Source organism: Photobacterium sp. Alg240-V54 (assembly GCF_900537155.1).
GTDB lineage: Bacteria > Pseudomonadota > Gammaproteobacteria > Enterobacterales > Vibrionaceae > Photobacterium.
Genome location: NZ_UNRL01000007.1, coordinates 1 through 24,765 on the forward strand (window position 1 = coordinate 1; position 24,765 = coordinate 24,765).

The following is a 24,765-nucleotide window of genomic DNA, read 5'->3' on the forward strand; positions in this document are numbered from 1 at the left end:
CCTTTAAGGTCTCTAAAGGGTTGTTGAAGACTACAACGTTGATAGGTCAGGTGTGTAAGTGCTGCGAGGCATTGAGCTAACTGATACTAATTGCCCGTGAGGCTTAACCATACAACACCCAAGGGGTTTTTCTTCTCAAAAGAGAAGAGACGGACTCTACAAACACTTGAATGATGTGTTGAGAACAAACTAGTTAGATAATTTCCAGATTTAGTGTTAGGTCACATCGCTCCTTGCCATCCATGGCATCGCGATATTAGTGAATCCTTTCACGTCGAATTTGCTTGGCGACCATAGCGTTATGGACCCACCTGATCCCTTGCCGAACTCAGTAGTGAAACGTAATAGCGCCGATGGTAGTGTGGGGCCTCCCCATGTGAGAGTAGGACATCGCCAGGCTTCAAATTTATATTATTGTTATTAATTAACGGTAATAGATACAGAATTTACTTAGCGACCATAGCATAACGGTACCACCTGATCCCTTGCCGAACTCAGAAGTGAAACGTTATAGCGCCGATGGTAGTGTGGGGTCTCCCCATGTGAGAGTAGGACATTGCTAAGTTTCAAATTGCTTAAATGCTGAATAGACACTGCGGAGTGGTAGTTCAGTTGGTTAGAATACCGGCCTGTCACGCCGGGGGTCGCGGGTTCGAGTCCCGTCCACTCCGCCATTATTGAAGAAACCTGAATCGAAAGATTCAGGTTTTTTTTCATCTGCATAAAAGCAATATGATGCTGAATAGATATTGCGGAGTGGTCGTTCAGTTGGCCAATAATGTTCCCGACATTATTTGGCATTCTCTCCATCCATGGCGATCGTTTTCTGTTAGGAAGCTAGCGGCCTGACACATTGGGGGCGCGCTGATGTTAGGTATGGCAAGTCCCGTCCACTTCACATTATTGAAGAAACCTGAATCGAAAGATTCAGGTTTTTTTTCATCTGTATAAAAGCAATATGATGCTGAATAGATATTGCGGAGTGGTAGTTCAGTTGACCAATAATGTTCCTGACATTATTTGGCATTTTCTCCATCCATGGAGATCGCTTTTTATTGGGAAGCTTAGCGGCCTGACACGCTGGGGGTTGCGCTGATGTTAGGTATGGCAAGTCCCGTCCACTTCACATTATTGAAGAAACCTGAATCGAAAGATTCAGGTTTTTTTTCGTCTGTAGAAATCTATTTCAATTCCTCATAGAGACCAGTGTGAAAAATTTCACGTTGTTGTTGGTCACTAATATCACGACGATGGGCGCGGTAGCGGGAAACAGCATAAGTAATAATGATAGAGAACAAGGTGTACGCGATAAGAAAGGTGAGTGGTGAATGAATAATATCGGCTGTAAATACCCAAATTACACCAATAACAGTGATCGCGAGTTTAACTAATGCTGCTGTAACTAAAAAACTCATCGCATATTGTGGTCGTAGGATCGCTTGATAGGCGATTAGGTAGCCACAACTGACGGCGACAATCGCTAAGCTAAAACCGACTGAGAATGAATGAAAATGTTCGCTAAACAATACTGCGAGCGCGATCATAGTGATAGCAATGATGGCTTTTTTCATAACAACCCCTTATTACATGACGTAGAAAGTTTTGGTTATGGAATAAGCATGGACCTAAAGCGAGAAGTTGTATGTGAGATCATCCGTTTTTTAGTGGTTTGGAAACGAAAAAAACGCAGTTTGTGAGTAAGGTTGGATTATTATTAATTATATAAACACTCATTAAATAATAAAGAAAAGGGTAGTCAATCGACTACCCAGTGGCAAAGATCAAAGTAACTGATCTGCACAATGTAACAGCTATAGGGCGTGTTACTAGGACTTAGCAATGAAAATATCTAACGGTTTATACTGCAAGAAATTGTTTAAACTGCAGTAAGACGGCTTCAGCTTGGGTTTGATCTTCCATTTCTACAAACAGACGTAGTAATGGTTCTGTACCTGAGAAACGTGCAATCGCCCAACCACCATTTTTAAAGTAAACTTTCGCACCATCGGCATAGCTAACTTTTTCGATTTCGTAATCAAATGCAGGTAATGATTTTTCGATATAAATTTTATTATAAAGACGATCACGTTCAGCTGCTTTAAAAGTGCAATCGCCTTCAGCGGTATAGGCATAGCCAAAGCGAGTATAAATTTCATCTAATAATTCAGATAATTTTTTACCCGTTGAACTGATCATTTCAACTAATAAACTTGATGCGAAAATACCATCTTTACCTTTAATATGACCACGAATAGTCAGGCCACCTGAGCTTTCACCACCCAGTAATGAGTCATCGGCTTCCATTTGTGAGCTGATGTGCTTAAAGCCAACCGGTACTTCAAATGACTTTTCACCATAGGCTGCAGCGACTTTATCAAGTAAATGGGTAGTGGCGATATTACGCACAACAGAGCCTTTCCAGCCTTTGTATTCTAATAGGTAGTAATACAGCAGCAATAACACTTCATTAGGATGAATAAAGTTACCTTTTTCATCAATGATGCCCAAACGATCAGCATCGCCATCGGTACCAATACCAATGTCATAGCCTTCTTGAGCGACTAAATGTTTAAGACGATAAAGAGTTGCAGCACTTGGTGATGGCATTAAGCCGCCAAAACCTGGGTTTTCACCATCGTTGATAACATCAACATCACAACGACCGGTGATCAATACTGTTTGTAATGCATTTTTAGCAACGCCAAACATTGGGTCGATAAGAACGCGTAGGTTAGCTTGTTTGATCGCTTCTAAATCAAGTAAATCAATCACAGAATCAACGAACTCGTTCATTGGATTGATAATTTCAATTAACTTATCACGTTGTGCTTGTTCAAAATCAACCAGCTTAATATCAGCATCCGTCAGTACTGCAATTTGTTGTTCAATCTTTTGGGTAATGATTTCATCAGCATCACGACCGCCTTCGATGAATACTTTGATACCGTTGTAATCTGCTGGGTTATGCGATGCAGTAATACACGCTGAGTAAATTGCACCGGTTTGTTTCGCTTTAAACATCACGATCGGTGTTGGTACAAAGCGATTGATAAAACTACATTTGATGTTATTTCCTGCTAATACTTCAGCAAACCAAGTTGCGGCTTTATCTGATAAAAAGCGGCGGTCATAACCAATAATAAATCCTTTATCAGTGACTGATTCCGTGATCATAATGTTAGCAATTGCTTGTGCAACTAAACGTACATTTGCTTGGGTAAACTCTTCACCAATAAAGGCACGCCAACCACCGGTTCCAAATTGAATCATGGAGGAACTCCTATTTCTCTCGCAAAATAAAATGGGGAGTAGAGCTACTCCCCTAAAAGTGATTAGCCCATTACAACGGTAACGGTATTTACAGAGCCTTCAGCTTGAGGTGCAATTGCACCATCAACAGGCTGACCATTAAGGGTAATAGATTTAATGCCTTTGCTAACATGATTTGGATTGGTTACGTTAATATTGTACGTTGCACCACGCCATTCACGTGTTACGTCAAATCCAGGCCATTCAGTTGGAATACATGGATTAATAGTTAGGCCATCAAAACCTGTCTGAACACCAAGAATAAAGTTAGTGACAGCAAAGTAAGCCCAACCAGACGTACCTGTTAACCATGGGTGGTTAGCACGGCCATGATCTTGGTGATCGCGGCCCATGATAAATTGCACGTAAGAGTAAGGTTCAGCCATACGCGTTTCAATCATGTCGTTTTGGTTGTATGGGTTCAGTGCATCATAGAATTTCATTGCACGATCGCCACGACCTAGTTTTGCTTCTGCTACCCATGCCCATGGGTTTGGATGCGAGAAGATCGCGCCATTTTCTTTAACGCCTTGATATACACGGGTTACGAAACCAATGTCATCGTTAGGGGTTGAGAATGATGGTGCATTAAGATGTAAGCCATAGTCTGAGTAAAGATTTTCATCTACCGCATCCATTGCTTGCTCACCACGATCTTGTGATGCCATGCCTGATAGAACAGCAAGGGTATTTGACTCTAGGTGAATACGGCCCTCTGTTTGCTGTGCTGTACCAATCTTGTCGCCATTTTTGGTTAAACCACGAATGTACCAGCCGCCTTCGTCATCCCATAAATGGGTTTCACATGCTTCACGTACATTGGCTGCCATTTCAGTGTATTTTTCAACATCTGCTGTTTTACCTTGGTATTTAGCGAGTTGAATAAATTCTTGTAGTGCCCAGAAGTGAAGGAACGAGACCATTGCTGATTCACCGCCGCCTAAGTTTAGGCAGTCATTCCAATCGGCACGTAGACCTTTACAGATACCAGTTTGACCTACATATTCGGCAGAGAAATCAAGTGCTGCTTTCATGTGATCATAAACCGTTGCATCACCACCGTCAGCGTATGGGATCACTTCGTCAAGGAAGCTTTCTTCGCCCGTTTCTGTGATGTACTTACAGATAGTAGGGACTAACCATAGATGGTCATCTGAACAAGTATCATCAATGCCGTGGATCTTATCTGCATCACTTGGTGTCGGTACTACTGTTGGTGATTTTGATGGCTCCACATCAGCCATGTCTGGATCGAACCAATCAGGATCAAACAGGTGTAAACCATAACCCGCTTGCACTTGGCCACGAAGTAAATCGACCAAACGCTTACGTGTCATTGTTGGATTAGAGTGTGGTACAGAGATAGCATCTTGGGCGGTATCACGGTAACCAAGACCAGTACGACCACCGACTTCGATGAATGAAGCAAAGCGAGACCATACAACACACGTTTCTGCTTGGTATAGTGTCCAAGCGTTGATCATGGTATCAAGGCCTTCATTTGGCGATGTTACTTTAAACTTGTTGCAGCGGCTTTCCCAGTGGTGCTTAATTTCAGCAAATGCAGCATCAACAACAGCGTTGTCTTGGTACTTTTGACGTAGACGTTGGCCTTCGTTTTTACCAATACCTAGAATGTAGTTAAAGCGAATTTCTTCACCAGGTTGCAGCGTAAATTGCTTGTGTAGTGAACCGCAATGGTTGTAACAAGTTTGCACGTGGTTAGAACAACGACCTTTCTCAACTGCAATTGGATTAGACTCATCACGGTATGCACCAATGAAAGTATCACGTTGGCCATCATAGCTATCAGGAGTAAAGCTTGATGCTAGGTAGTAGTAACCTTCTTTCTCTTTGGTGTTGTAATACAAATCGTATTCAATCACGCCATCTTCATAAGATGTACCTGCAGAGTAAAGACTCATCTGATGGTTTTGGTTATCAGATTGAATGTGGCTAAATGAGAATTCAACAAATGAGAACGCACTAATAGTTCGTACTTCATCAGTGGTGTTTTTCAGGACTACATCCCAAATTTCAGCATCTTCACCAATCGGCACGAATAAGGTTTTTTGTGCTGAAATACCATTGTATTCACAAGCAAATTTTGAGTATGACAAGCCGTGACGTACTTCATATTTAGCTTCATCAAGACTTTTCGCCACTGGCTGCCATGAGATTGACCAGTAATCACCTGTCGCATCATCGCGCAGGTAAACATAATGCCCTGGACGATCAAATGTCGCATTGGGACGGAATTTAGTAACGCGATTGTATTCTGGTGACTTATAGAAAGAGTAACCACCGGCATTTTGTGAAATCACTGTACAGAACTTTTCAGTACCAAGGTAGTTGGTCCATGGTGCAGGGACATCAGGTCGAGTGATAACATACTCTTTATTGCCGTTGTCAAAATAACCGTATTTCATTATTTCTAATCCTTAAAATATTTACTGTTCTGTGTGCGTGGTTATTCACAGTGGCGGTAATTAATGCCCGCCTTATCTAGATAGTTAAGTTGACCTTTTAAGCGTGCTTTAAAGTCATCCCAGTTACGATGTTGTGGTTTACTCCAGCAGATCTCCGATACCGCCAGTAAGCGCGGATAAATCATATATTCAAATCGGCTTTGGTTATTAATTAATTCTGACCAAAGTGCAGTTTGAATGCCTAAAATGTGCTGCCGCGCAGAATTTTGCTCTGGTAGCATGCTAAGTGGATGATAATTGTAAACATTATCCAGTGTTAATTTACCAGCCCAATCGACGCCAGCCTCGTCAGCAGAGTAACCTTGAGCTAAATCGAGATAGGTGGCTTGTGCGGGTTGCATTACCACATCAACGCCATTTTTTACGCATTCAAGGCCGGCTTCTTCACTAAGCCATGAATAAATAACGGTGTTTTTACTGACTTTATTACCATGGGTTGCTTCTTCCCAGCCCATCATACGTTTGCCTTGGGCTTGTAATACTTGTTCGGCAAAACGCAATAGATGACCTTGTAATTCCATCGGGTCGTGGTAGTTGTTATCAGCCATTAATTGTTGGCACGCAGTACTGTCGGTCCATACGCCTTTAGGCACTTCATCAGCACCAATATGTACAAAAGGAGCAGGGAATAGTTCACATACTTCTTCAAGTACGGTTTGAATAAAGGTGTAGGTTCCTGCTAATGCTGGCGATAAAATATTGTCAGGGTAGTTCTGAATACTGCGATATACCGAATGATCGTTTGGATCTTGTAACAGCTCAGGGAGCGATAAAATCGCCGCACGGCAATGACCAGGAATATCAATTTCAGGAATGATACTAATGCCACGATCGCTGGCATAAGCAATCACATCACGAATATCTTGTTTGGTATAAAAACCGCCATAGCGTTGATCAATATGACTAAATTGTGGCGCAATAATCTCATTTGGACCGCGCCATGCACCAATCTCAGTTAATAGAGGGTAGGCGTCAATTTCAATTCGCCAGCCTTCATCATCGGTTAGATGCCAGTGGAATGTATTGAACTTATAACGCGCTAACTGATCCAGTAGGTGCTTAATACGATCTACAGGGTGAAAATGACGCCCGCAATCAAGCATCATGCCACGGTAGCTGTAATGAGGTTGATCGCTAATTTCTACCATTGGTAAGCAATAAGCAGCATCGACAACATGGCTTGGACGTGTAGGCAGCAATTGTAATAAGGTTGATGTTGCATGGACAAAGCCGCTAGCCGAACTAGCATGGATCCAAATATTGTCGGTTTCGATCAGTAATTGGTAGCCATGTTCAATAATGTCATTATTAACGTGATAATGGATATTGCCCTGAGAGCTAATTGGCATTACTTCGTTAAAATGCTTTTTATATTCAGCGCTTAACCAGTTTGTCGCCCCTTGTGCTAAGGGTGGTGGAGTTTCAAGAGCGGTAAATTGGTTAACAATAAACTCACCTTGAAGTCGAGTTAAGTGATTGGGTTGGGGAATTAACGCAATATCACAACCAACACTTGGCAATGGCGTACAGTAACGCTCGATCGGATCTTGATCTAAATTAATGGTAGTGGTGTGGACTTTTAACGGTTGGATCAGAGCATTTTCGTTATCTAATGCGATAAATGCTTCATTGATGCCATCATCATGTAAGTTGAATGGCATTGTTCTCATGGTAAATTCAGTATAAAAGTGTCCATTAGCCATTAACGGTGGTAATTGGGATAATTGGCTGTAGCTGCCAATTTGGCTAATACTACCAACAGAAACACTGGCTGGATCAATGCAACGGCTAATGAAGAAATACAGTGACCATCCATGCAACGCTTGATCGGTTAAGTTATGCAAACTTAACGCATAGCGGCAATAGCCTTCAGCTTTCTCTATTACTGTAAAATCAAGACGGTAAGTCATTTTTACTTCCTTAACGTACAAATAAGTTGTGATTGCCACGCGCCATAGCGATAGCGCCGTCCATTGCATCACCTTGCGGCGTTGCTAGTCGCTGCTGCATCGGTGGGGTTAGCCATGTTTGAATGCGTTCACCAATACCGCCCATGAGGCAAATACGGGTTGCACCACGCACAATCAACGCTTGCATCCACATTTCAATGTCTGCAGCCGTTTGTTGTAATAGCGATACCGCGAGTGAATCGTTTTGGGCTGCAAAGCGAAAGATTACCGGAGAGAATTGACCATAATCACAAGGACGTGCTGTTTTTGACCAACTAACAATTGCATCAATATCATGCTCAAAATGACTTAATACATGCTGGGTTAATTCGGTTGTTGGCACGATACCGTCAACACTGAGTAAGACTTGTTGAATCAGGCGCAGTCCCATAATGGCGCCGCTGCCTTGATCTGAGATCGGAAACTCACGCCCACCAACCACATGTTGCTCACCATCTAGCAATAAAATGCCACAAGATCCGGTGCCTGCAATGAGGATCGCACCATCTTTACCGTCCCAAGCACCTAAACAAGCGCCATAAGCATCCGTATTTAGCGTAATGGCACCGTATGGGTGAGGTTGTTGCATGAAGGCATGCCACGCTTGTTGTTGTTCAGCGCCTGCAAGCGCCAATCCGATCGCCATCTTAGGGTAATCAGCTGGTGTTAATTGTGCTTGTTGAGCGGCAAGGGCAATGGCTTGTTGAATTGATGCCATTGCAATCTCACCACCAAGTAAAATATTGGCGCTGCCCGTTTTCGCTTCACCTAAAATATTACCGGCTAAATCACAGATGCGGGCGCGACATGAGGTGCCACCGCCATCAACACCTACAAGATAAGCAAATGGAAAATCAACCATGGTGACGCTCCTTAAATTGCAGGGTAGTGGCTAATAAATACCAACCGCCATGAGGGATCCATTGCTCACCCCAACGCCAGTTTTGCAGCATATCGTCCTTTTGACCTTCAGGGTTAAAGGCGATGTCTTGTTCGTTATCAAAGCCAGAAGTGATGCCGTTACAAACACCGCCTTTAGCGTTACTGAAACCTAGGTGAGGTAAGTAATCTGGGTTGTTGTTACCATGACCGTCTAACATGCACATATCAAAAGGATTTAACCCTAAAATCCAATTTATAAGTTGTTGACCATATTGCATTAATTGTTGCTTTAATACGTCATCAGTGAGGTGGGATTGTGCCATAAATGCCATGCTTGCAAGGGAAGCGATACGGGCATTTTCACCTTGCCACCAATAACCAGATTCATTGTTATGGGCAACAAAGAAGGCGGTTTGTTTATCACCATCAACGGCTTTGGTGTACTGACGTGGATAGCCAAACGGATTATTAACTTCGGTTGTTAACGTCAATTCAAAATTTAGTGCATTTACCAGTACAGGCTGCAATTGTTGCTGGTGTTTGGTTTCAGGCTCAGCGGCTAAATATTGCATCAATGCAATCGCAGGTAAGCCTGCTTCTGCTGCATGATAATAAGGGCGACTGCCATCTGTGGTGGCTGACCAGTAATGGCTAACGTTTTCATCTGACATTTGACGTTGACTTAGGCGCAGGGCCCAATCACGCATTTCAGTTAAATAACGCTGTTGATGGGTGGCACGATAAAGCTCTACTGCAGCTAATAAGGCGCAGTATTCATCAATAATATTTTCAGCGTTATCGTTAAGATAATTGGTATTGTGTTGTTTTAAATGCCAATAGCCACGCTCTGCAGCATGCAAGTAGCGCTCGCTTTGATAGGAATCACAATGAGGAATACGCGCGCAAGAAGGTAAGGTTGTGATCCGTGACGCTGCCGCAAGTGCTGCTATTGAGACACCACCACCTTGGCGGAAACCTGCTTGATAATCATCAGTTTTAATGCCGTCTTGGGTCGCATAAGCACAGATATCACGTTGTGCTGGTGACTTGCTCCATTTATCAAATACGGTCATGTAAAAGAAACCGTCATCACTTTGCATTCGCACTAAAAAATCGGCGCCAAATAACGCTTCTTCTAACAAACGTACACGGGTGAAATCAGCTATATCAGTTTGCTCTTCAGCGATTTCATATGCTTTGAGCATGTTCCAAACAATCATTGGAGTTTGCTGAGGGTTGAGATAATTAGCATAAGAAAGGTGGCTTAAATATTTGCTGACATCGCCTGATGCATCGTACCAACCACCGCGAACATCAACGCTGATATCGCTGTTGAGTAATTGTGCTTGGCTATCAGCTTGATCATAAATACCACTGCAACGTTGTGATTTGAAATAGTGTAAAACATCACTGAAAGTACGTTGCATTAGTATGCCTTCAGCAATGCTGAAAACAGAAGATTCGATGTTGGCATAGCGAATGCGATAGTCGCCTGCTTTTTGACAAGCCGAAAAATCGACTTGGTAAATATTGCCCGTATGCCATTGTGCGGTGGTGCCACACGCAACTAATGGCAGCTGCATAATAGTTTGGTTAGTTTGATTACACACTAATTCGGCGTGGCCTGACAGTGTTTGGGATGTTGTTTGTAATAAAGCCTGCTTTGTATTAAAGCGCTCATAACCAAGGTGATTAATTAACAGCTGCATAGGGCCTCCAATGTCGCTAATAAGTGATGGCTCCTTATGGGAACCATCACTGAATTGCTTGAGCGACAAATAACATGGAAATAAAAGTAAACGTGTTATTGATGCTAAATTTTTATAACGGTGGCTTTATTACTTAGTTTTCATATAAGTAACAACGCACAAAGTGGTTGTCTGATAACTGAGTAACTTCTGGTAATTTCTCACGACATTTATCTGTCGCTTGCATACAACGGCCAGCAAATGGACAACCAAAACTTTCAGGCGTCCATAATGGAATTTCGCCTTTATTGCCTTTCAGTTTGGTATGGATCGATTTACTTGGATCCGGTACCGCTGATACTAAGAGTTGGGTGTAAGGGTGTTGTGGGTTATGAATGATCTCTTCAGTATCGCCCCACTCAACCATATGGCCGACATACATAACCGCAAGATCTTCAGCAATATAACGTGCTGTTGCAATATCGTGAGTAATGTAAAGCAATGCCATTTCACGCTCAAATTTCATCTCTTCCATTAGGTTAAGAACACCGGCACGAATAGAAACATCAAGCATTGACGTTGGTTCATCAGCCAGTACCACTTCAGCGCCAACTGCAATGTTACGGGCTAAGTTAACACGCTGACGTTGGCCACCAGAAAGCTGGTGCGGGAATTTTGCCGCAGTGGCTTTTGGTGGAATCAAACCCACTTGCTCAAGTAGGTTGTAAACCGTGTCTTCAAGCTCTTTTTTATTACCAGATGGCACTTTGTTGTGGATCAGTAATGGGCGTGCAATATGGTGAAAAATAGTATGAGTAGGGTTTAATGATCCAAACGGATCTTGCCATACCATTTGTACCCCTTGACGGTATTTCATTACGTCATCACGGCTGCTAATAGTTTGAATGTCACGTCCGTAATATTCAATATGGCCGCCACTTGGTGCGTACATTTTGGCGATCATTTTAGCGGTGGTTGATTTACCAGAGCCTGATTCGCCAACCACAGCTAAGCCGCGGCTTTTGTACATTTTGAAAGACACATCGTTAATCGCACGCATCTTTGATTTTTTAAGTGAGTTACTGTTTACCGAGAAATCTTTAATGAGATTTTTACCTTCGATAATCGGTGTTCCAACAGGCTTGCTCATAGTGTCTCCTAAATACTGCCTATAGAATGCGGTGTGTTGCTACTAGTTACCGGTATTGGTAAATAGGTGGCAGTTTGATAAACGTCCTGGTTCAATTTGGCTTAACTGAGTTGGAGTGCTAAAGCACGCTGGATGGGTTTTTCCACAGCGAGCTTGGAAGCGACAACCTTGTGGTATTTCAAGTAAGTTCAATGGGTTACCTGGAATGCCGGTTAAGCGTGTTTTAGGGCCTGTTAGCGGCGGGAATGAACTTCCCAAACCTTCTGTATATGGGTGGTACGGTGTTTCAAGAATTTGCTTTGATGGTGCAACTTCAATTAGCTCACCTGAATACATGATGCCGATACGATCTGAGAACTCGACCATCAGTGATAAATCATGAGTGATAAATAAAATTGAGAAGCCAAACTCTTCTTTTAGTGCATAAATCTTTTGCAGAATTTCACGTTGAACCACTACATCAAGTGCAGTTGTTGGTTCATCCATGATGATCATCTTTGGATTTAGCGCTAACGCAATTGCGATAACTAAACGCTGACGCATACCACCAGAGAACTGGTGTGGGTAATCACGTAAACGGCTTGGGTGAATATCAACAATTTCCAATAAACCTTCAGCACGACGAATCGCTTGCTTACGGGTCATATTAGTGTGGCGCATGATCACATCACAAAATTGCTCTTCCATGGTTAACACTGGGTTCAAAGCGTTCATCGCACTTTGGAATACCATTGACATTTCACTCCAACGGAAAGCTGACATCGCCATATCCGTTTTCTTTAAAATGTCACCGTGACCATCAAAGAACACTTCACCACCGGTAATGAATGCTGGCGGCTTGTGTAGGCGCATTAATGAGAAAGCAACCGTTGATTTACCACAACCAGATTCACCAGCTAGACCAAAGATTTCACCTTTACCAATATCAAAGCTGACATTATTAACGGCACGGACATCGCCAGAATCAGTAATATAATCAACACATAAATTACGAATTGAGATTTGTGGATCAGTCATTATTTAGTCCCGCCTTCTAGTGCTGGTTGAGGCATTGCTTCAACCGGTTGTGCTTGTTTAGCGTTTTCTTTTGCAAGGTTTTTCCAACGGCGCATGCCTTTATGAGAACGTAACTGAGGGTTAGCAATCTCATCGACAGCGAAGTTAAGCATAGCAAGGCCAATAGCGATAAATATCAATGCAAAACATGGAGCTAGTACTTCCCACCATGCGCCAATTAACATTGAAGATGAGGTTTGTACGTTGTAGAGCATCACGCCCCAGCTAATGCCGTTTGGATCGCCTAGACCTAAGAAAGATAATGTCGCTTCAACGTTAATCGCATACATTACTGAACCAATGAAGCTCGCACCTACGATAGAGATAAGGTTAGGAAGGATCTCTACGAAAATGATACGAGGAGATGATTCACCTAATACTTCAGCCGCTTTAACAAACTCTTTCTCTCGAATCGATAAAGTTTGTGCACGAACAACACGTGCGCCCCATGCCCAGGAGGTGACCGCAATAACGATGGCTATTGTGAGAGGGCCTGCTTGACCTACAAAGGCTGCGATAACAAACAATATTGGGAGTTGTGGCATTACCAGCATGATGTTCATACATGCGGTGAGAATTTCATCGACTTTACCGCCAAAGTAACCCGCTGAGATACCAATGATGGTTGCTAAGAAACACACCAATAGACCGGCACCAAAACCAACAGCTAATGAAGTACGAGCGCCGTAAACAAGTTGTGACCAGATATCACGTCCCATACGCGATGTACCTAAAACGTGATCAGCATCTTTTGACATTAATAACGTACGCTTATTAGTCGCTAGGTTCTTCGCAATCCAACCATCAGGATTATCTTGTGCTGCTTTTACAACAAAAGCAGGGTATTCATGTGGATTACCGGTTCTTTTATCCGGTGAATATTGGGTAATTAATGGTGCAAACACGGCCGCCAGAATAAAAACAACAATAATGCTGAGACCAAACATTGCTTTAGGGTTGCCAGATAGTAATTTAAATAAGGCTTTCATAATTACTTGCCTCCTTTACGTAGACGAGGGTCTAGCGCAACGATTAGGATGTCGGCCATAAAGTTAAAGAACAACATAAACATAGTCATAATTAATAACTGACCTTGTAGTACTTGGTAATCACGCGCATGGATTGCGTTTAGCATTACCGTTCCCAGACCTGGATAGTTGAAAATCATTTCGATAATAAGCTGACCACCGATAGCCATACCGAGCGCCATTGATAATGCGGTTACACTTGGTAGCATTGCATTACGTGCTGCATAGTTGAATACTACTCGGTTTTCACTTAGGCCTTTTCCTTTTGCCATGGTGATGTAGTCTTCATTTAGCAGGTTAATCATGTTGTTACGCATGCCAATAAGGAAGCCGCCAATTTGAATAATAGTGGCACAGAAGAGAGGTAGGGCGGCGTGGTAAAGCACATCTTTATAGAATGCTAAGCTGCTCCAATCAGGGACAACACCTGCAGTGTAGGCATTACCTGTCGGGAACCACTTTAAGCCGATAGCAAAGGTAAACATTACTAGCATCGCGATTACAACCGGTGGAACCGCTTGAATAACTAACATTCCTGGAGAGATGAAAGTGTCGTAGCTACTGCCACGTTTCCATGCTGCGAAAATACCAAATACTGAACCGACACAGAATGAAAGAATTACAGCAGAACCTGCTAGGAATAGTGACCAGCCAATTGCGCCTGCTAATAAATCATTCACCGATAATGGGTAAAATTTAATTGAAGTACCGAGGTTCCACGTAAATACGTTGGCTAAATACGAAAAGTATTGCTCGTAAAGTGGACCATCAACAAAGCCAAGTAGCTTTTTCATAGCTTCAATACGCTCAGGGGTTACCTGGGCAGTTGCGTTTGCGAACATCATGGTAACGGGGTCACCAGGCATCGCACGCGGAAGAATAAAGTTTAGCGTTGCCGCGAAAATTAGCGCGATAAAATAAAACGATAAACGACGTAAAAAGAATCCCATAACTCACACCTTACACATCCAGCTTGCCTTCCTGAGCTGAATTCAGGACGTAAAACCCCCTGACGCAAGCGTCATACCTTTGATTGCAAAAAGGATTAGAGGGAAGAGGCGGTGCACAAGGCGTGCACCGCAAATTTAAGCAGAAATTACGCTTTTGGTTTTAGATCCAGTACCTGAAGTAGACGCTCTTGAACACCAGCCCATACCATTGGACGGCCTTTAGGGTTCTTCTCGTTCCACCAACCAGTGAAGCGACCTTCATTGTATTGGAAGTTGTTAGCACCAGAAATTACTGGAATTGTAATTTGGTTCTCAGCAATGATTTTCTGAATGCTATGAGCAATCTTCATTTGCTCACCCTTATCAGCAGTCTTGTAGAAGCTGTCTAGCAACGAATCTAACTGTGCATTTTTAAAGTAATGCATAGCGAAACGTGGCATACCATCACCTTGCTGTAGACGTGAGTTGTACGCACTGTCCCAGTATAGGTGTGGATCTGCACCGTGGAAGTAGTTAGTAAACGCTACATCGTAAGTGCCTTCTAGCATTGCTTGGTTGTAAACAGCGAAGTCAGGAGTACGTGCTTTCGCATTGATACCTGCTTCTTGAAGCTGCTCAACACCTAGCTGTACTGTGTTGTTAAAGTCAGTCCAACCGTTTGGAGATTGAACTTCAAGCTCGATCTTCTCACCTTTTGGAGATTCAACAAATCCGTCACCATCTAGGTCTTTAAAGCCAGCTTTAGCAAGAAGGTCTTTAGCGCCTTTGATGTTGTAAGTGTTGTAAGTTTTGTATTTGTTATGAACAGCTTCGTCAGACCATGACTTGAAGCTATCACCTAGGCCAGATGCGTAATCGTTCGGAGTACCCGCACCGTAGAACGCGATGTCGATGATAGTTTGACGGTCAATTGCCATAGAGAATGCACGACGGAAATCAACATTGTTGATTGCTTCGTTGTTACCCGCTTTTGGCGACTTATAGTTCAGCATGAATGCCATCGTACCAGCAGCAGGGTACCAGTATTTGTGATTAGGATTTGCTGCAGCATAAGTACTGTCGATGTCAGGAATGAACGATGACGTCCAATCTAACTCAGAGTTGATGATCTTAGTTAGTAGTTGGTCATTGTTAGCGATTTGAGGAACACGTAAACAATCAACTTCTAGGTTGGCGTTATCCCAGTAATTAGGGTTACGACATTGAACGTAAAGTTGCGGAGTAAATGTCTCGATTTCTGTAAATGGACCAGTACCTACTGGGTTTTCGTTAGTGAAGGTTGTTGGGTTCTTCACTTTGCTCCAAATGTGCTTAGGAATAACTGGCACTTTAGAGATTTCAAACGGTACGTTTGAGTTAGCAGCTGTTAGTGCAAAGATAACCTTGTTACCGTCTTGCTTAACAGATTTAACCCACTTGTTGATACCGATTTGGTCAAGTTCTGGCTTGTCTTTTACGAGCTCAAAAGAGTAAACAACATCTTCAGCTGTAAAAGGTTTACCGTCAGACCATTTTACGCCATCACGAATTTCAAACGTAACGTTCATTAGGTCGTCAGACATGTAGTAGTCTTTCGCCAAACGCATAACTGGCTCATTACCGTGCATTTGGTTAAAGATAACCAATGGCTCATAAACGAATTCAGTTGTAGTACGAAGGTTTGTTGCTAAAAACGGGTTAAAGTTACGTACCATTGTAGGGTAAAAATCGGGTACGATTGTTAGCTGGCTTTTTTCTGATGCAGTTGCAACGGGTGCTGTAAAAGCGGTTGCTGCAGCAACAACTGCAAGTGCTAACTTAGTTTTGTTAATATTGGCAAGCATAGCTGTTCCTTACTCTTAGCTCTGTTTCACTAATGGAAATAAAAGTTGGCTCCGTCATTGGAGCGCCTCAAACCTACTTCATTGGAACCTGAGTAACGCTGAACCGTTGAATGGCCTTGTAGGTTCTCAGTGGCTTCAATATTGGCTGGATTGGCTCAATCGTCAATGTGGTCGCCCGTTAAAAACGTCAAAATAATTAATGTTGCCGTTAAAAACGTTAATATCGGTGTTTTACTTGATTGAGTATTCAGTAAATAGCGTGGTTAACGTCACAAATAGGTCGTGCTGTTACATTGGTTACGTTAGTGGTTACTTCGCTTTTACCTCTTTTTTAATAGGTGTTTTTTTGTAATTTTTGCTTGTGTGATGTAACGCATGCTGTTTTTTGCGGTTATTTTTATACGGAAAATTTACCGTGTCAGTTTGTTGTGATTCGGTTCTCATAAACTAAAAGAAATTATTTTGACGCTGTTTGAACGCTATTTTTTGATAGATATGGTTTAATTTTAACCATAATGATAGTGTGATCTTGATCAGTGATACGGATTTAAAGGTGATTATTTCGAGCATTAAAAAAGTGCTTGAGTGTGATTGTCGTAGCCTCTAATCGTGTCGATGAGAGGTCATTATCAAGTGCTGCTACCATTGATTAGTGCGATGGTTATGGTGGATAAGATAAATTTAGGCTATAAAAAAAGGCCCGAGAAGGACCTTTTTTGTATCACTATCTAATATGTCTGGTTAACCATGGCTGATGATGTGGTGTAATTTGTCACGCATCACCACCAGTTCTTGACGGGCTGTATTTGATTGTGGGCAGCGCTCTAACACATAATCAATGGTATTTATAACAGTGCGCCAGCGCGGCGTTTTAGGCAAGGTTTCAAGCTGGAGGTATTTATCTAATGTCCGCGTTTGAAGAGTGCTACGATCTAAATAAACGCGCCATAAACCACTTTCTTCAGCTAATTCAAACTTACTTTTATGAGATTCTGCTTCCCAAAATAGCAGCGTTGCTTTCATTGAATCGACTAATAGCTGGCGAATTATTTCGGTTTTATTGTGCTCTCCATCACCTAATTTATCGGCTAAGCGAGTAAACTCCCCACCCAGCTCGCGCAACTGCTGAAGATTGTTTTTGTCGCCATTAAAGGCAAATTCAGACAGTACATCAATTGCATTTTCAAGCAAATTAATACGATGATCGGCTGAAGGGCCCTGACTATCAAAGACAAACATTTGCTTGAGTCCAGACTCAATGGGTAAATTAATAACGGCGGTCATTAATTGTTGCTGCTGATCGCCAATATAATAATTCAACTGGCCATTAAAATGATGATTGTCAGTAGCCGTAATCGGCAGTGGTGTTACCAGTATATCGTCAATGGTATAACGCTCAAGTAGCTCTGGCGCACGTTTAAATAGTTTGCCAGCAGCACCATTGGCATATCTAATACGGCCTTCATTTTGAACACATATAATTGCTTCGCTGGTTGAGTCTAGTAACCCTAGTAAGCGACTTTGGGTTTCAATTAAGCCAATCTCAACTTGTTCACGTCGATGAATTTCTTGCTCTAATGCGTGGTTTTTCTGGCGTTCAATTTCTGTTTTACCCGCTTGAAGGTAAGCGCGAATACGAGCAATCAGTTCTTCTTTATTAAACGGTTTGGTTAAATAGTCATTGGCACCACATTCAAAGCCTTTTAAGCGATCTTGTACTTGTCCAAGTGCTGATAACATAATGATAGGTAAAGCCAATAGTGAGTGATCCTTACGCAGTGTTGTACACACCTCATAACCACTCATTTCAGGCATCATAATATCAAGCAAGACCAGATCGGGTTGTTGTTCAGCAATCAAAGCCAAGGCTTGAGCACCACTTTCTGCAGTTTGAACTCGATAGCCAGCAAGGCGTAAGAAGTTGGTCAATATTTGTAAGTTGACTGGCTCATCATCAACCACTAATAACAGCTCACCATCTGGATTTTCTGGTAAATCAGATGGATCATAATTGGCCGCATTTAATAATGGTGCTTTAAAATGATTATTATTAGGATTTGCCGCCATTGCTGCAATTTGATTAGCATTGGCTAAGTTAAGCGTGAAACTAAAGGTGGTTCCGACCATTGTTTGGCTACTGACATACAAGCGCCCACCCATTAATTCGATCAACTGGCGACTAATAGAGAGTCCAAGTCCTGCTCCTTGACGGTAATTTGCTGTTCCGGTATTAGCTTGAATTAATGGTTCAAAAATATGCTCTAGTTGTTCGCTTGGAATACCTTGTCCAGTATCAACCACTTGAATACGTAATTGATGCTCTAATACTGTTGCCGATAAAATAATTTTACCTTCAGAAGTGTATTTGATCGCATTGCCAACCAGGTTATATAACACTTGTTCTAAGCGTTGTTCATCGGCATCAACTAAGGGCAGATCTGCTGGAATTTGATTAATAATGCGAATTGGTTTATTACCCAATAAATGGCTTGATAATTCCAGCACTAATCTAATCGCAACCGACATATCAACCGCTTGATGATTAATATCCAGATCGCCATAACGCATTTTATGGTAATCAAGCAGGTCATCGACCAAGGTTGTTAAGCGCTGGCCACTGTTAATGATCATCTCTAATTGACGTCGTTGAGGTTCATGTAAGGCGCCATTAGCCCCGGCTAATAAAGACTCAGCAATACCGACCATACCATGCAGTGGTGTACGTAATTCATGTGATGTTGTGGCTAGAAACTCATCTTTCATTTTATCTGCGGTTTGAAGCTCATTATTTTGCTGGCGAATAACCATCAGATTTTGTTCTAATTCTTTATTTTGTTGACGAATAAGGCCTATTTTTTCACGAATAGAGCGCTGCATACGTGCAAAACTGATCGCTAAGCGTCCGATTTCATCTTGGCGTTCGGTGCCATCAATTTTTTGTTCTAAATCACCACCCGATGCTTTTTCAGCTGCCCAGGTTAAACGTAACAATGGTGCAGTGATGGAGTTTGATAGCCAATGCGAAGTAATGATCACCAAAATGATCGCGGTTACCATTGCAGCAACAAAGATTTTCTCAAGTTCAAAGATACGTGCAAATGCTTCTTTTTCCGGTAATTCAACCACTAATGCCCAGTGATTACCGAGAATATTGAGTGGTGAAAAAGCACCTAATACTGGAATATTATCGTAGTTGATAAAACTGCCAATGCCAGATTGTCCTGCTAAGGCTTGATCAATACTTTGGCTTTGAAGTTGAGACGGTAATTTGGCATTAGACTCAAACCGAAGTTGGTGATCACTACCTACCAATAGCGTTTGAATATGCTTAGTATTATCTTTAATTAATTCAGTGACTTTTTTATTACTGAGCTCCATAAACACATAGCTGTGTAAGTAGCCTTGCTGAATGATCGGGGCAGCAAACCAAGCGGTGGTATCGTTATTATGGCTATTGCTTCTGAAGTCAGTAAACACTACTGGCACTTGTTCAGGGCTATGTTGCGTTTGCTCTGTTTTCGCTTTGATGGCTTTAAATGTTTGCTGTAATGCTAGGTGAGTCTTGCCTTGGGCTAATAAATTGATCCCAAAAAGCTGGTGGTTTTTGACGGAATAAACCACATCACCAGAGATATCGACTAACATAATATCTTTGAAATCAGAACGTTTAAGGTATTCATTATAAACCGCATTATAACGTTTAAACATTAACCGATAACGTTCATGGCCAATATAGCCACTGTCAGCAGTTTGATCACCTTTAGTGGTTAAAGTTAAATTAAAATAATTAGCCCGACCTTGTGCGTCGAGCTGGGCATCTATATTACCGAGTTGATTGAAGGCACCGACTAAGCCATAAAAACGACCACCACTATTATTGGATAGTTCTGAGCGGGCAAAACTTTTAACTTCGGACTCTTTGGCGGCAAAAAAGCTTTGAAGTTGTTTTTGCTTATTGTCACGTAATGAGGCGAGATGATTGATACTTTGTTCGGCTAAATCTTTGGTGTGTGAATTAAGAAAATAGAGTGCCGACAATATCAACGGGGTGATACTGAGAACTAAAAAAGCCAGCATAAGCGTGTGCTGAAGACGTTTGAAGCGTTGAGTATTCTGCATTCCGGTGCCTGAATAAAAAAGGTGTATTTACGGTTTTAACGACAATAAATGCCACGTTAAAATAACCATTAAGATTTTAACGATGGTCCTTTATCGTCTTAACTCAATGTGATGAATTACAGCGTTTATACTATATTTTTATTATGAATCAAGTTACTAGAAATAGAATCGTGTCAAAAGGCACACAATTAACAAATTTAACGTCATAAAAAAGGGCAGTATTGACTGCCCTTTATAAAATTCAAATACTGATTATAAGTTGTTGTTTATTATTTTTTAGCGTTATAAACATTGAATTTGTTAGTGTGAGAACTAATATCGCACTGGCCAAGACTGGCTTCAATCAAAGGTGGGTATTGCAGAAAACAGTTCGCCACAATCACTAACTCACCACCCTGATTTAAATAATTAGGCGCTTGATTAATAAACGTTTCAGTAGCGGTATAAAATGTTTTTAAACCAGCATGAAAAGGTGGATTACTGATTAAATATTGGTAAGGGCCATTAATGTTTTTATAGACATCAGTCGCGATAAAGTTAGCTTTGAGTTGATTAACTTTAAAGGTTTCTTTGGCTGATTCAATCGCAAGTGCGCTGATATCACACACATCAAGTTCGATCTGTGGGTATTTGGCTTTCATTACTGCACCAATAACACCTGCACCGCAACCAAAATCAAGTACACGGCCATTAAGTGTTGGTAGGTTATTTAGCAGTAGCTCAGAGCCTTTATCAAACTCACCATGGCTAAATACACCGGGCAGTGAACGTACAGTAAGGTTGACGCCTGCAATACTGATCGGGTAGCTACGGAACCATTTATTGATATCAAATGCAGCAGCAGGTGTATCGCAACGTCCCCAGTAAAAACTACAACGACGAGCTGAGTCATATTTGGTTAATGGGCCGTATTGAGCAAACATTTTTTCTGCGCTGCGAACACCACTGCGGTTTTCACCCACAATACAGACTTCGACGCCAGCCGCAAATTTGCTCAATAACATCGATAATAAATAATCAGCTTCTGCTTTTGCTTTGGGCCAAAAAAGCAAAATCATATCAATATCTAATTCTGCATTAAGTTCAGCGCCAAAATGACAGTCAATGGCTTGGTGGTGTTCAATATCACCCACGTAACCGTAATTGGTGGTAAACACCGTTACCGATTGTGCTATTGGAAGTAATTCTGAGGCAAAAGTATCGTTTAGTTCACCAGCAATAAGGACTTTACGGTTTTCAAAAAACGCAGATTGACGAGCAACCACTTGGCTCGCAGGGGAATAAGACATGTAACTGGCCTCAAAATAGACATCATGGTTCAGGAACGCGGATTGTTCCATAAATAGTGACAGATGGAAAGTCACTGGCTGTAGAACAGTAAGAATGCTCATTGGCCGTTATTATTATCGCTAATAATAACGGCATGTTAGGCAGTGATTACTGAGGATTAGTTATTATCTTGTTGTTCAAGGAAGGATTGAAATTCAACCTCATACATTTTAAACAGCACTAAAGTAACTCCGAAAATGATAGGGCCATAGATCATGCCAATTAAGCCAAATAACTGAATACCACCGATGATTGAAAAGAAGATCAATAGGGTGTTCATACTTGAACTGCCTTGCATCAGTAATGGACGGACGATGTTATCGATAGAGCCGACAACAATCACTCCCCAACAAGCAAGGAATAGCGCCCATTGCCAATCACCAATTAGCAGTAAATACAGCGAGGCCGGTAGCCAAATTAAGGCGGTACCGACGACGGGAATTAATGATGCGAAAGCCATCATTGAGCCCCAGAATAGGCCAGGAAAACCACAAAGCCACATTGCAAATCCGCCAGCAACGCCTTGAGCGACAGCCGTTAAAAATGAACCAAGGACCGCTGACTTTGCGACTTGTTCTACTTCGTTCATTATTTCATCTTCTTGGCTGCGTGATAGTGGGATCACATGACGAATGGCCGCGATCATTTTATCGTTATCACGTAATAAGAAGAATAAGACAAATAGCATCATCATAAAATTAACTAGGATACTGGTCGCATCACCTAATATTTTAGCGCTGATATTGAATGCTTGAGAGCCTACTTGTGATGCTGTTGTTGCTATTTTTTGAATAATGACTTGTGGATCGAAATCATGGAATGGTGAGTACTTATCAATAAACGCCAACGCCCTTTGAGCATCAGGATGCGCAAAGAGTGCTTTGGGACCGCCACTGGTTAACCACTCATAACTTTCTTTAGATACTGTTGTACCTTGATGCACAATTGACGAAAACACCACTAAAAGAGGAATAACAATAATAACGGTCATAATCAGACATGACAGCATCGCAGCAGTGTTTTCACGGCTTGGCATTGTGGCTAATAAGCGTTTGTGTAATGGGGTAAACAATAGGGAAATAATAAACGCTAATACAATCGGGCCAAGATAAGGTTCGATTAATTTATAACTGGCATAAGCTGCGACAATGAGTGCCGCAATCAGCATCCAATGACGTGGTTCTACCTTAAAGGGTTTAGACACTGTATTTATCCTTATTAAAATCGACCGCTAACAGTCACTCTCACTTTAATTGATAAGGATTATCATTATAATCACCATGGTTGGTTTGATGATTATAGCCCTTATCGAGGAGATAACTTATGGGATGTTGTAATTGTGGTTGTGATGACAAAAAAAAACCTAAGCCGTCGTTAGTGCTCATTGTATTAGTACTGGTTGCTGGACTTGCGGTCTATTTTTGGCAGTAAATTTTCACTATATAGCGTGCATTATTTATTGGTTCTATGATTAACCTAATAATAAACGGCTGTCATAAAAAAAGGCCACAATCAGTGACCTTTTTGCATCATAGCATTAATAAAATAATGTTTTTAACTACATTGTATTATTTATTCTAAATGGTGCTATTTGGCTTCAGCTGCAAGGGTTGCAAAGGCAAAATCAGCTGCTTCTAGAGTCGCATTAATTTCTTTATCGTTATGCGCAAGTGAGGTAAAGCAAGCCTCATAAGCTGAAGGTGCAAGATAAACACCTTTGTCTAACATCAAATTAAAGAAACGCTTGAAGCGTTCAATGTCGCACTTGGTCACATCTTCATAGCAAGTCACACTATCTTGATCAATAAAGAAGAAGCCAAACATTGCTCCAACTTGGTTGACTGCTAATGGAATACCATGTTTTTCAGCTAATGCTTTAAAGCCGTCAGCTAAACGTTTAGTGGTATTTGCAAGGCGTTTTTCATTACCTTCTTCAGTTAATACGGTTAAGCATGCATGTCCAGCAGCCATAGCGACAGGGTTACCAGATAATGTACCAGCTTGGTATACTGGGCCAGTAGGGGCAACAAATTCCATCACCTCACGGCGACCACCAAATGCACCGACAGGCATGCCACCACCAATAATTTTACCTAAGGTTGTGATATCAGGTTTGATATTGTAATAACCTTGAGCGCCGCCTTGTGATACACGGAAACCTGTCATTACTTCATCTAAAATTAATAGCGCACCAAATTCATCACAAATGTCACGTAAGCCTTCAAGGAAGCCCGCAACAGGTGGAATACAGTTCATGTTACCCGCAACAGGTTCAACGATAATACATGCGATTTGGTCCGGTTGCGCCATGAATGCTTCGCGAACAGAATTCAAATCGTTGTAGGTCGCAGTCAGAGTATGTTTGGCAAAATCAGCAGGAACACCTGGAGAGCTTGGTTGACCTAGAGTTAATGCACCAGAGCCTGCTTTTACTAATAGGCAATCAGCGTGACCATGATAACAACCTTCAAATTTAAGAATTTTGTCACGACCAGTAAAACCTCGTGCAAGACGGATCGCACTCATGGTCGCTTCAGTACCTGAACTTACCATGCGCACCATTTCCATTGAAGGCACCAATGTTGATACTAATTCAGCCATGGTAATTTCCATCGCTGTTGGCGCACCAAAACTTAAACCTTGCTGGGCTGCGTTAATAACAGCATCACGAATAGCAGCATGGTTGTGTCCCAAAATCATTGGGCCCCATGAGCCGACGTAATCAATATAGGCATTGCCATCAGCATCAAAGATATAAGCACCATCGGCACGTTCAATAAATAATGGTGTACCACCAACGCCTGCAAAGGCACGAACAGGTGAATTGACACCACCTGGAATTTTTTGTTGTGCTTTAGCAAATAAATCAGCTGACTTGCTCGTTTTGCTCATATGACATCCTATAAAAAAGTAAGGCGTTGATCCAATCCACAGAATTCTCTGTCCTTATCAAGCATAGGCGAGAGAAGTGTGGGGAGTGAAACTGTCTTATT

At 41.9% G+C, this 24,765-nt stretch carries 15 protein-coding genes, 1 tRNA gene and 3 rRNA genes; 4 read left to right on the plus strand and 15 right to left on the minus strand.

Annotated features, from left to right (window positions below; genetic code table 11):
* From G6R09_RS15355 to G6R09_RS15370, 4 genes are all read left to right on the plus strand, one after another.
* Positions 1–111: ribosomal RNA gene (locus G6R09_RS15355) — 23S ribosomal RNA — on the plus strand; the annotation flags it as partial.
* Between the two features lie 172 nt (positions 112–283).
* A 5S ribosomal RNA gene (rrf, locus tag G6R09_RS15360) occupies positions 284–399 on the plus strand.
* A gap of 50 nt (positions 400–449) precedes the next feature.
* Positions 450–565, plus strand: a 5S ribosomal RNA gene (gene rrf / locus G6R09_RS15365).
* Between the two features lie 32 nt (positions 566–597).
* Positions 598–674 (plus strand) — tRNA-Asp (locus G6R09_RS15370).
* 507 nt (positions 675–1,181) lie between these two features.
* Here G6R09_RS15370 and G6R09_RS15375 read toward each other — a convergent pair.
* The 15 genes from G6R09_RS15375 to hemL all read right to left on the minus strand — a co-directional run bounded on the left by G6R09_RS15375 (position 1,182) and on the right by hemL (position 24,664).
* Entirely contained in the window at positions 1,182–1,571 is a 390-nt protein-coding gene (locus tag G6R09_RS15375; protein WP_163923388.1) for a hypothetical protein, read from the minus strand.
* 286 nt (positions 1,572–1,857) lie between these two features.
* Positions 1,858–3,270, minus strand: coding sequence for a phosphoglucomutase/phosphomannomutase family protein (locus tag G6R09_RS15380; protein WP_065169099.1), 1,413 nt, complete (start codon positions 3,268–3,270; stop codon positions 1,858–1,860).
* A 62-nt stretch (positions 3,271–3,332) separates the two neighbouring features.
* On the minus strand, positions 3,333–5,738 hold the full coding sequence (locus G6R09_RS15385) for a GH36-type glycosyl hydrolase domain-containing protein (protein WP_163923391.1): 2,406 nt from the start codon (positions 5,736–5,738) through the stop codon (positions 3,333–3,335).
* 41 nt (positions 5,739–5,779) lie between these two features.
* Positions 5,780–7,708, minus strand: coding sequence for a beta-N-acetylhexosaminidase (locus G6R09_RS15390; RefSeq protein WP_163923394.1), 1,929 nt, complete (start codon positions 7,706–7,708; stop codon positions 5,780–5,782).
* A gap of 10 nt (positions 7,709–7,718) precedes the next feature.
* A complete protein-coding gene (locus G6R09_RS15395) occupies positions 7,719–8,609 on the minus strand; it encodes a BadF/BadG/BcrA/BcrD ATPase family protein (RefSeq protein ID WP_163923397.1) in 891 nt (296 codons plus the stop codon).
* Positions 8,602–10,338: a glycoside hydrolase family 9 protein gene (locus G6R09_RS15400; protein ID WP_065169103.1), complete on the minus strand. Its 1,737-nt coding sequence runs from the start codon at positions 10,336–10,338 to the stop codon at positions 8,602–8,604. Before G6R09_RS15400 ends, G6R09_RS15395 begins: the two co-directional genes overlap by 8 nt.
* Positions 10,339–10,471: 133 nt before the next feature.
* Positions 10,472–11,467, minus strand: a complete 996-nt coding sequence (locus G6R09_RS15405; protein WP_065169104.1) for an ABC transporter ATP-binding protein — start codon at positions 11,465–11,467, stop codon at positions 10,472–10,474.
* 42 nt (positions 11,468–11,509) lie between these two features.
* The gene (locus tag G6R09_RS15410; protein WP_065169105.1) at positions 11,510–12,484 is read right to left on the minus strand and encodes an ABC transporter ATP-binding protein; all 975 of its coding nucleotides are present in this window, start codon (positions 12,482–12,484) and stop codon (positions 11,510–11,512) included.
* Positions 12,484–13,512 (minus strand): ABC transporter permease, encoded by a 1,029-nt coding sequence (locus G6R09_RS15415; protein ID WP_163923399.1) that lies wholly within the window; start codon positions 13,510–13,512, stop codon positions 12,484–12,486. The genes G6R09_RS15410 and G6R09_RS15415 overlap by 1 nt, the downstream gene beginning before the upstream one ends.
* Before the next feature lie 2 nt (positions 13,513–13,514).
* A complete protein-coding gene (locus G6R09_RS15420; protein ID WP_065169106.1) occupies positions 13,515–14,501 on the minus strand; it encodes an ABC transporter permease in 987 nt (328 codons plus the stop codon).
* 146 nt (positions 14,502–14,647) lie between these two features.
* Positions 14,648–16,324: an ABC transporter substrate-binding protein gene (locus G6R09_RS15425; RefSeq protein ID WP_065169107.1), complete on the minus strand. Its 1,677-nt coding sequence runs from the start codon at positions 16,322–16,324 to the stop codon at positions 14,648–14,650.
* Between the two features lie 741 nt (positions 16,325–17,065).
* Positions 17,066–20,443, minus strand: coding sequence for a response regulator (locus tag G6R09_RS15430; protein ID WP_205523000.1), 3,378 nt, complete (start codon positions 20,441–20,443; stop codon positions 17,066–17,068).
* Positions 20,444–20,712: 269 nt separating this feature from the next.
* Entirely contained in the window at positions 20,713–21,732 is a 1,020-nt protein-coding gene (gene rsmC, locus G6R09_RS15435) for a 16S rRNA (guanine(1207)-N(2))-methyltransferase RsmC (protein ID WP_065177326.1), read from the minus strand.
* 158 nt (positions 21,733–21,890) lie between these two features.
* Positions 21,891–22,976, minus strand: a complete 1,086-nt coding sequence (locus G6R09_RS15440) for an AI-2E family transporter (protein ID WP_065169110.1) — start codon at positions 22,974–22,976, stop codon at positions 21,891–21,893.
* 383 nt (positions 22,977–23,359) lie between these two features.
* Positions 23,360–24,664, minus strand: a complete 1,305-nt coding sequence (gene hemL, locus G6R09_RS15445) for a glutamate-1-semialdehyde 2,1-aminomutase (protein ID WP_163923402.1) — start codon at positions 24,662–24,664, stop codon at positions 23,360–23,362.
* Positions 24,665–24,765 lie beyond the last annotated feature (101 nt).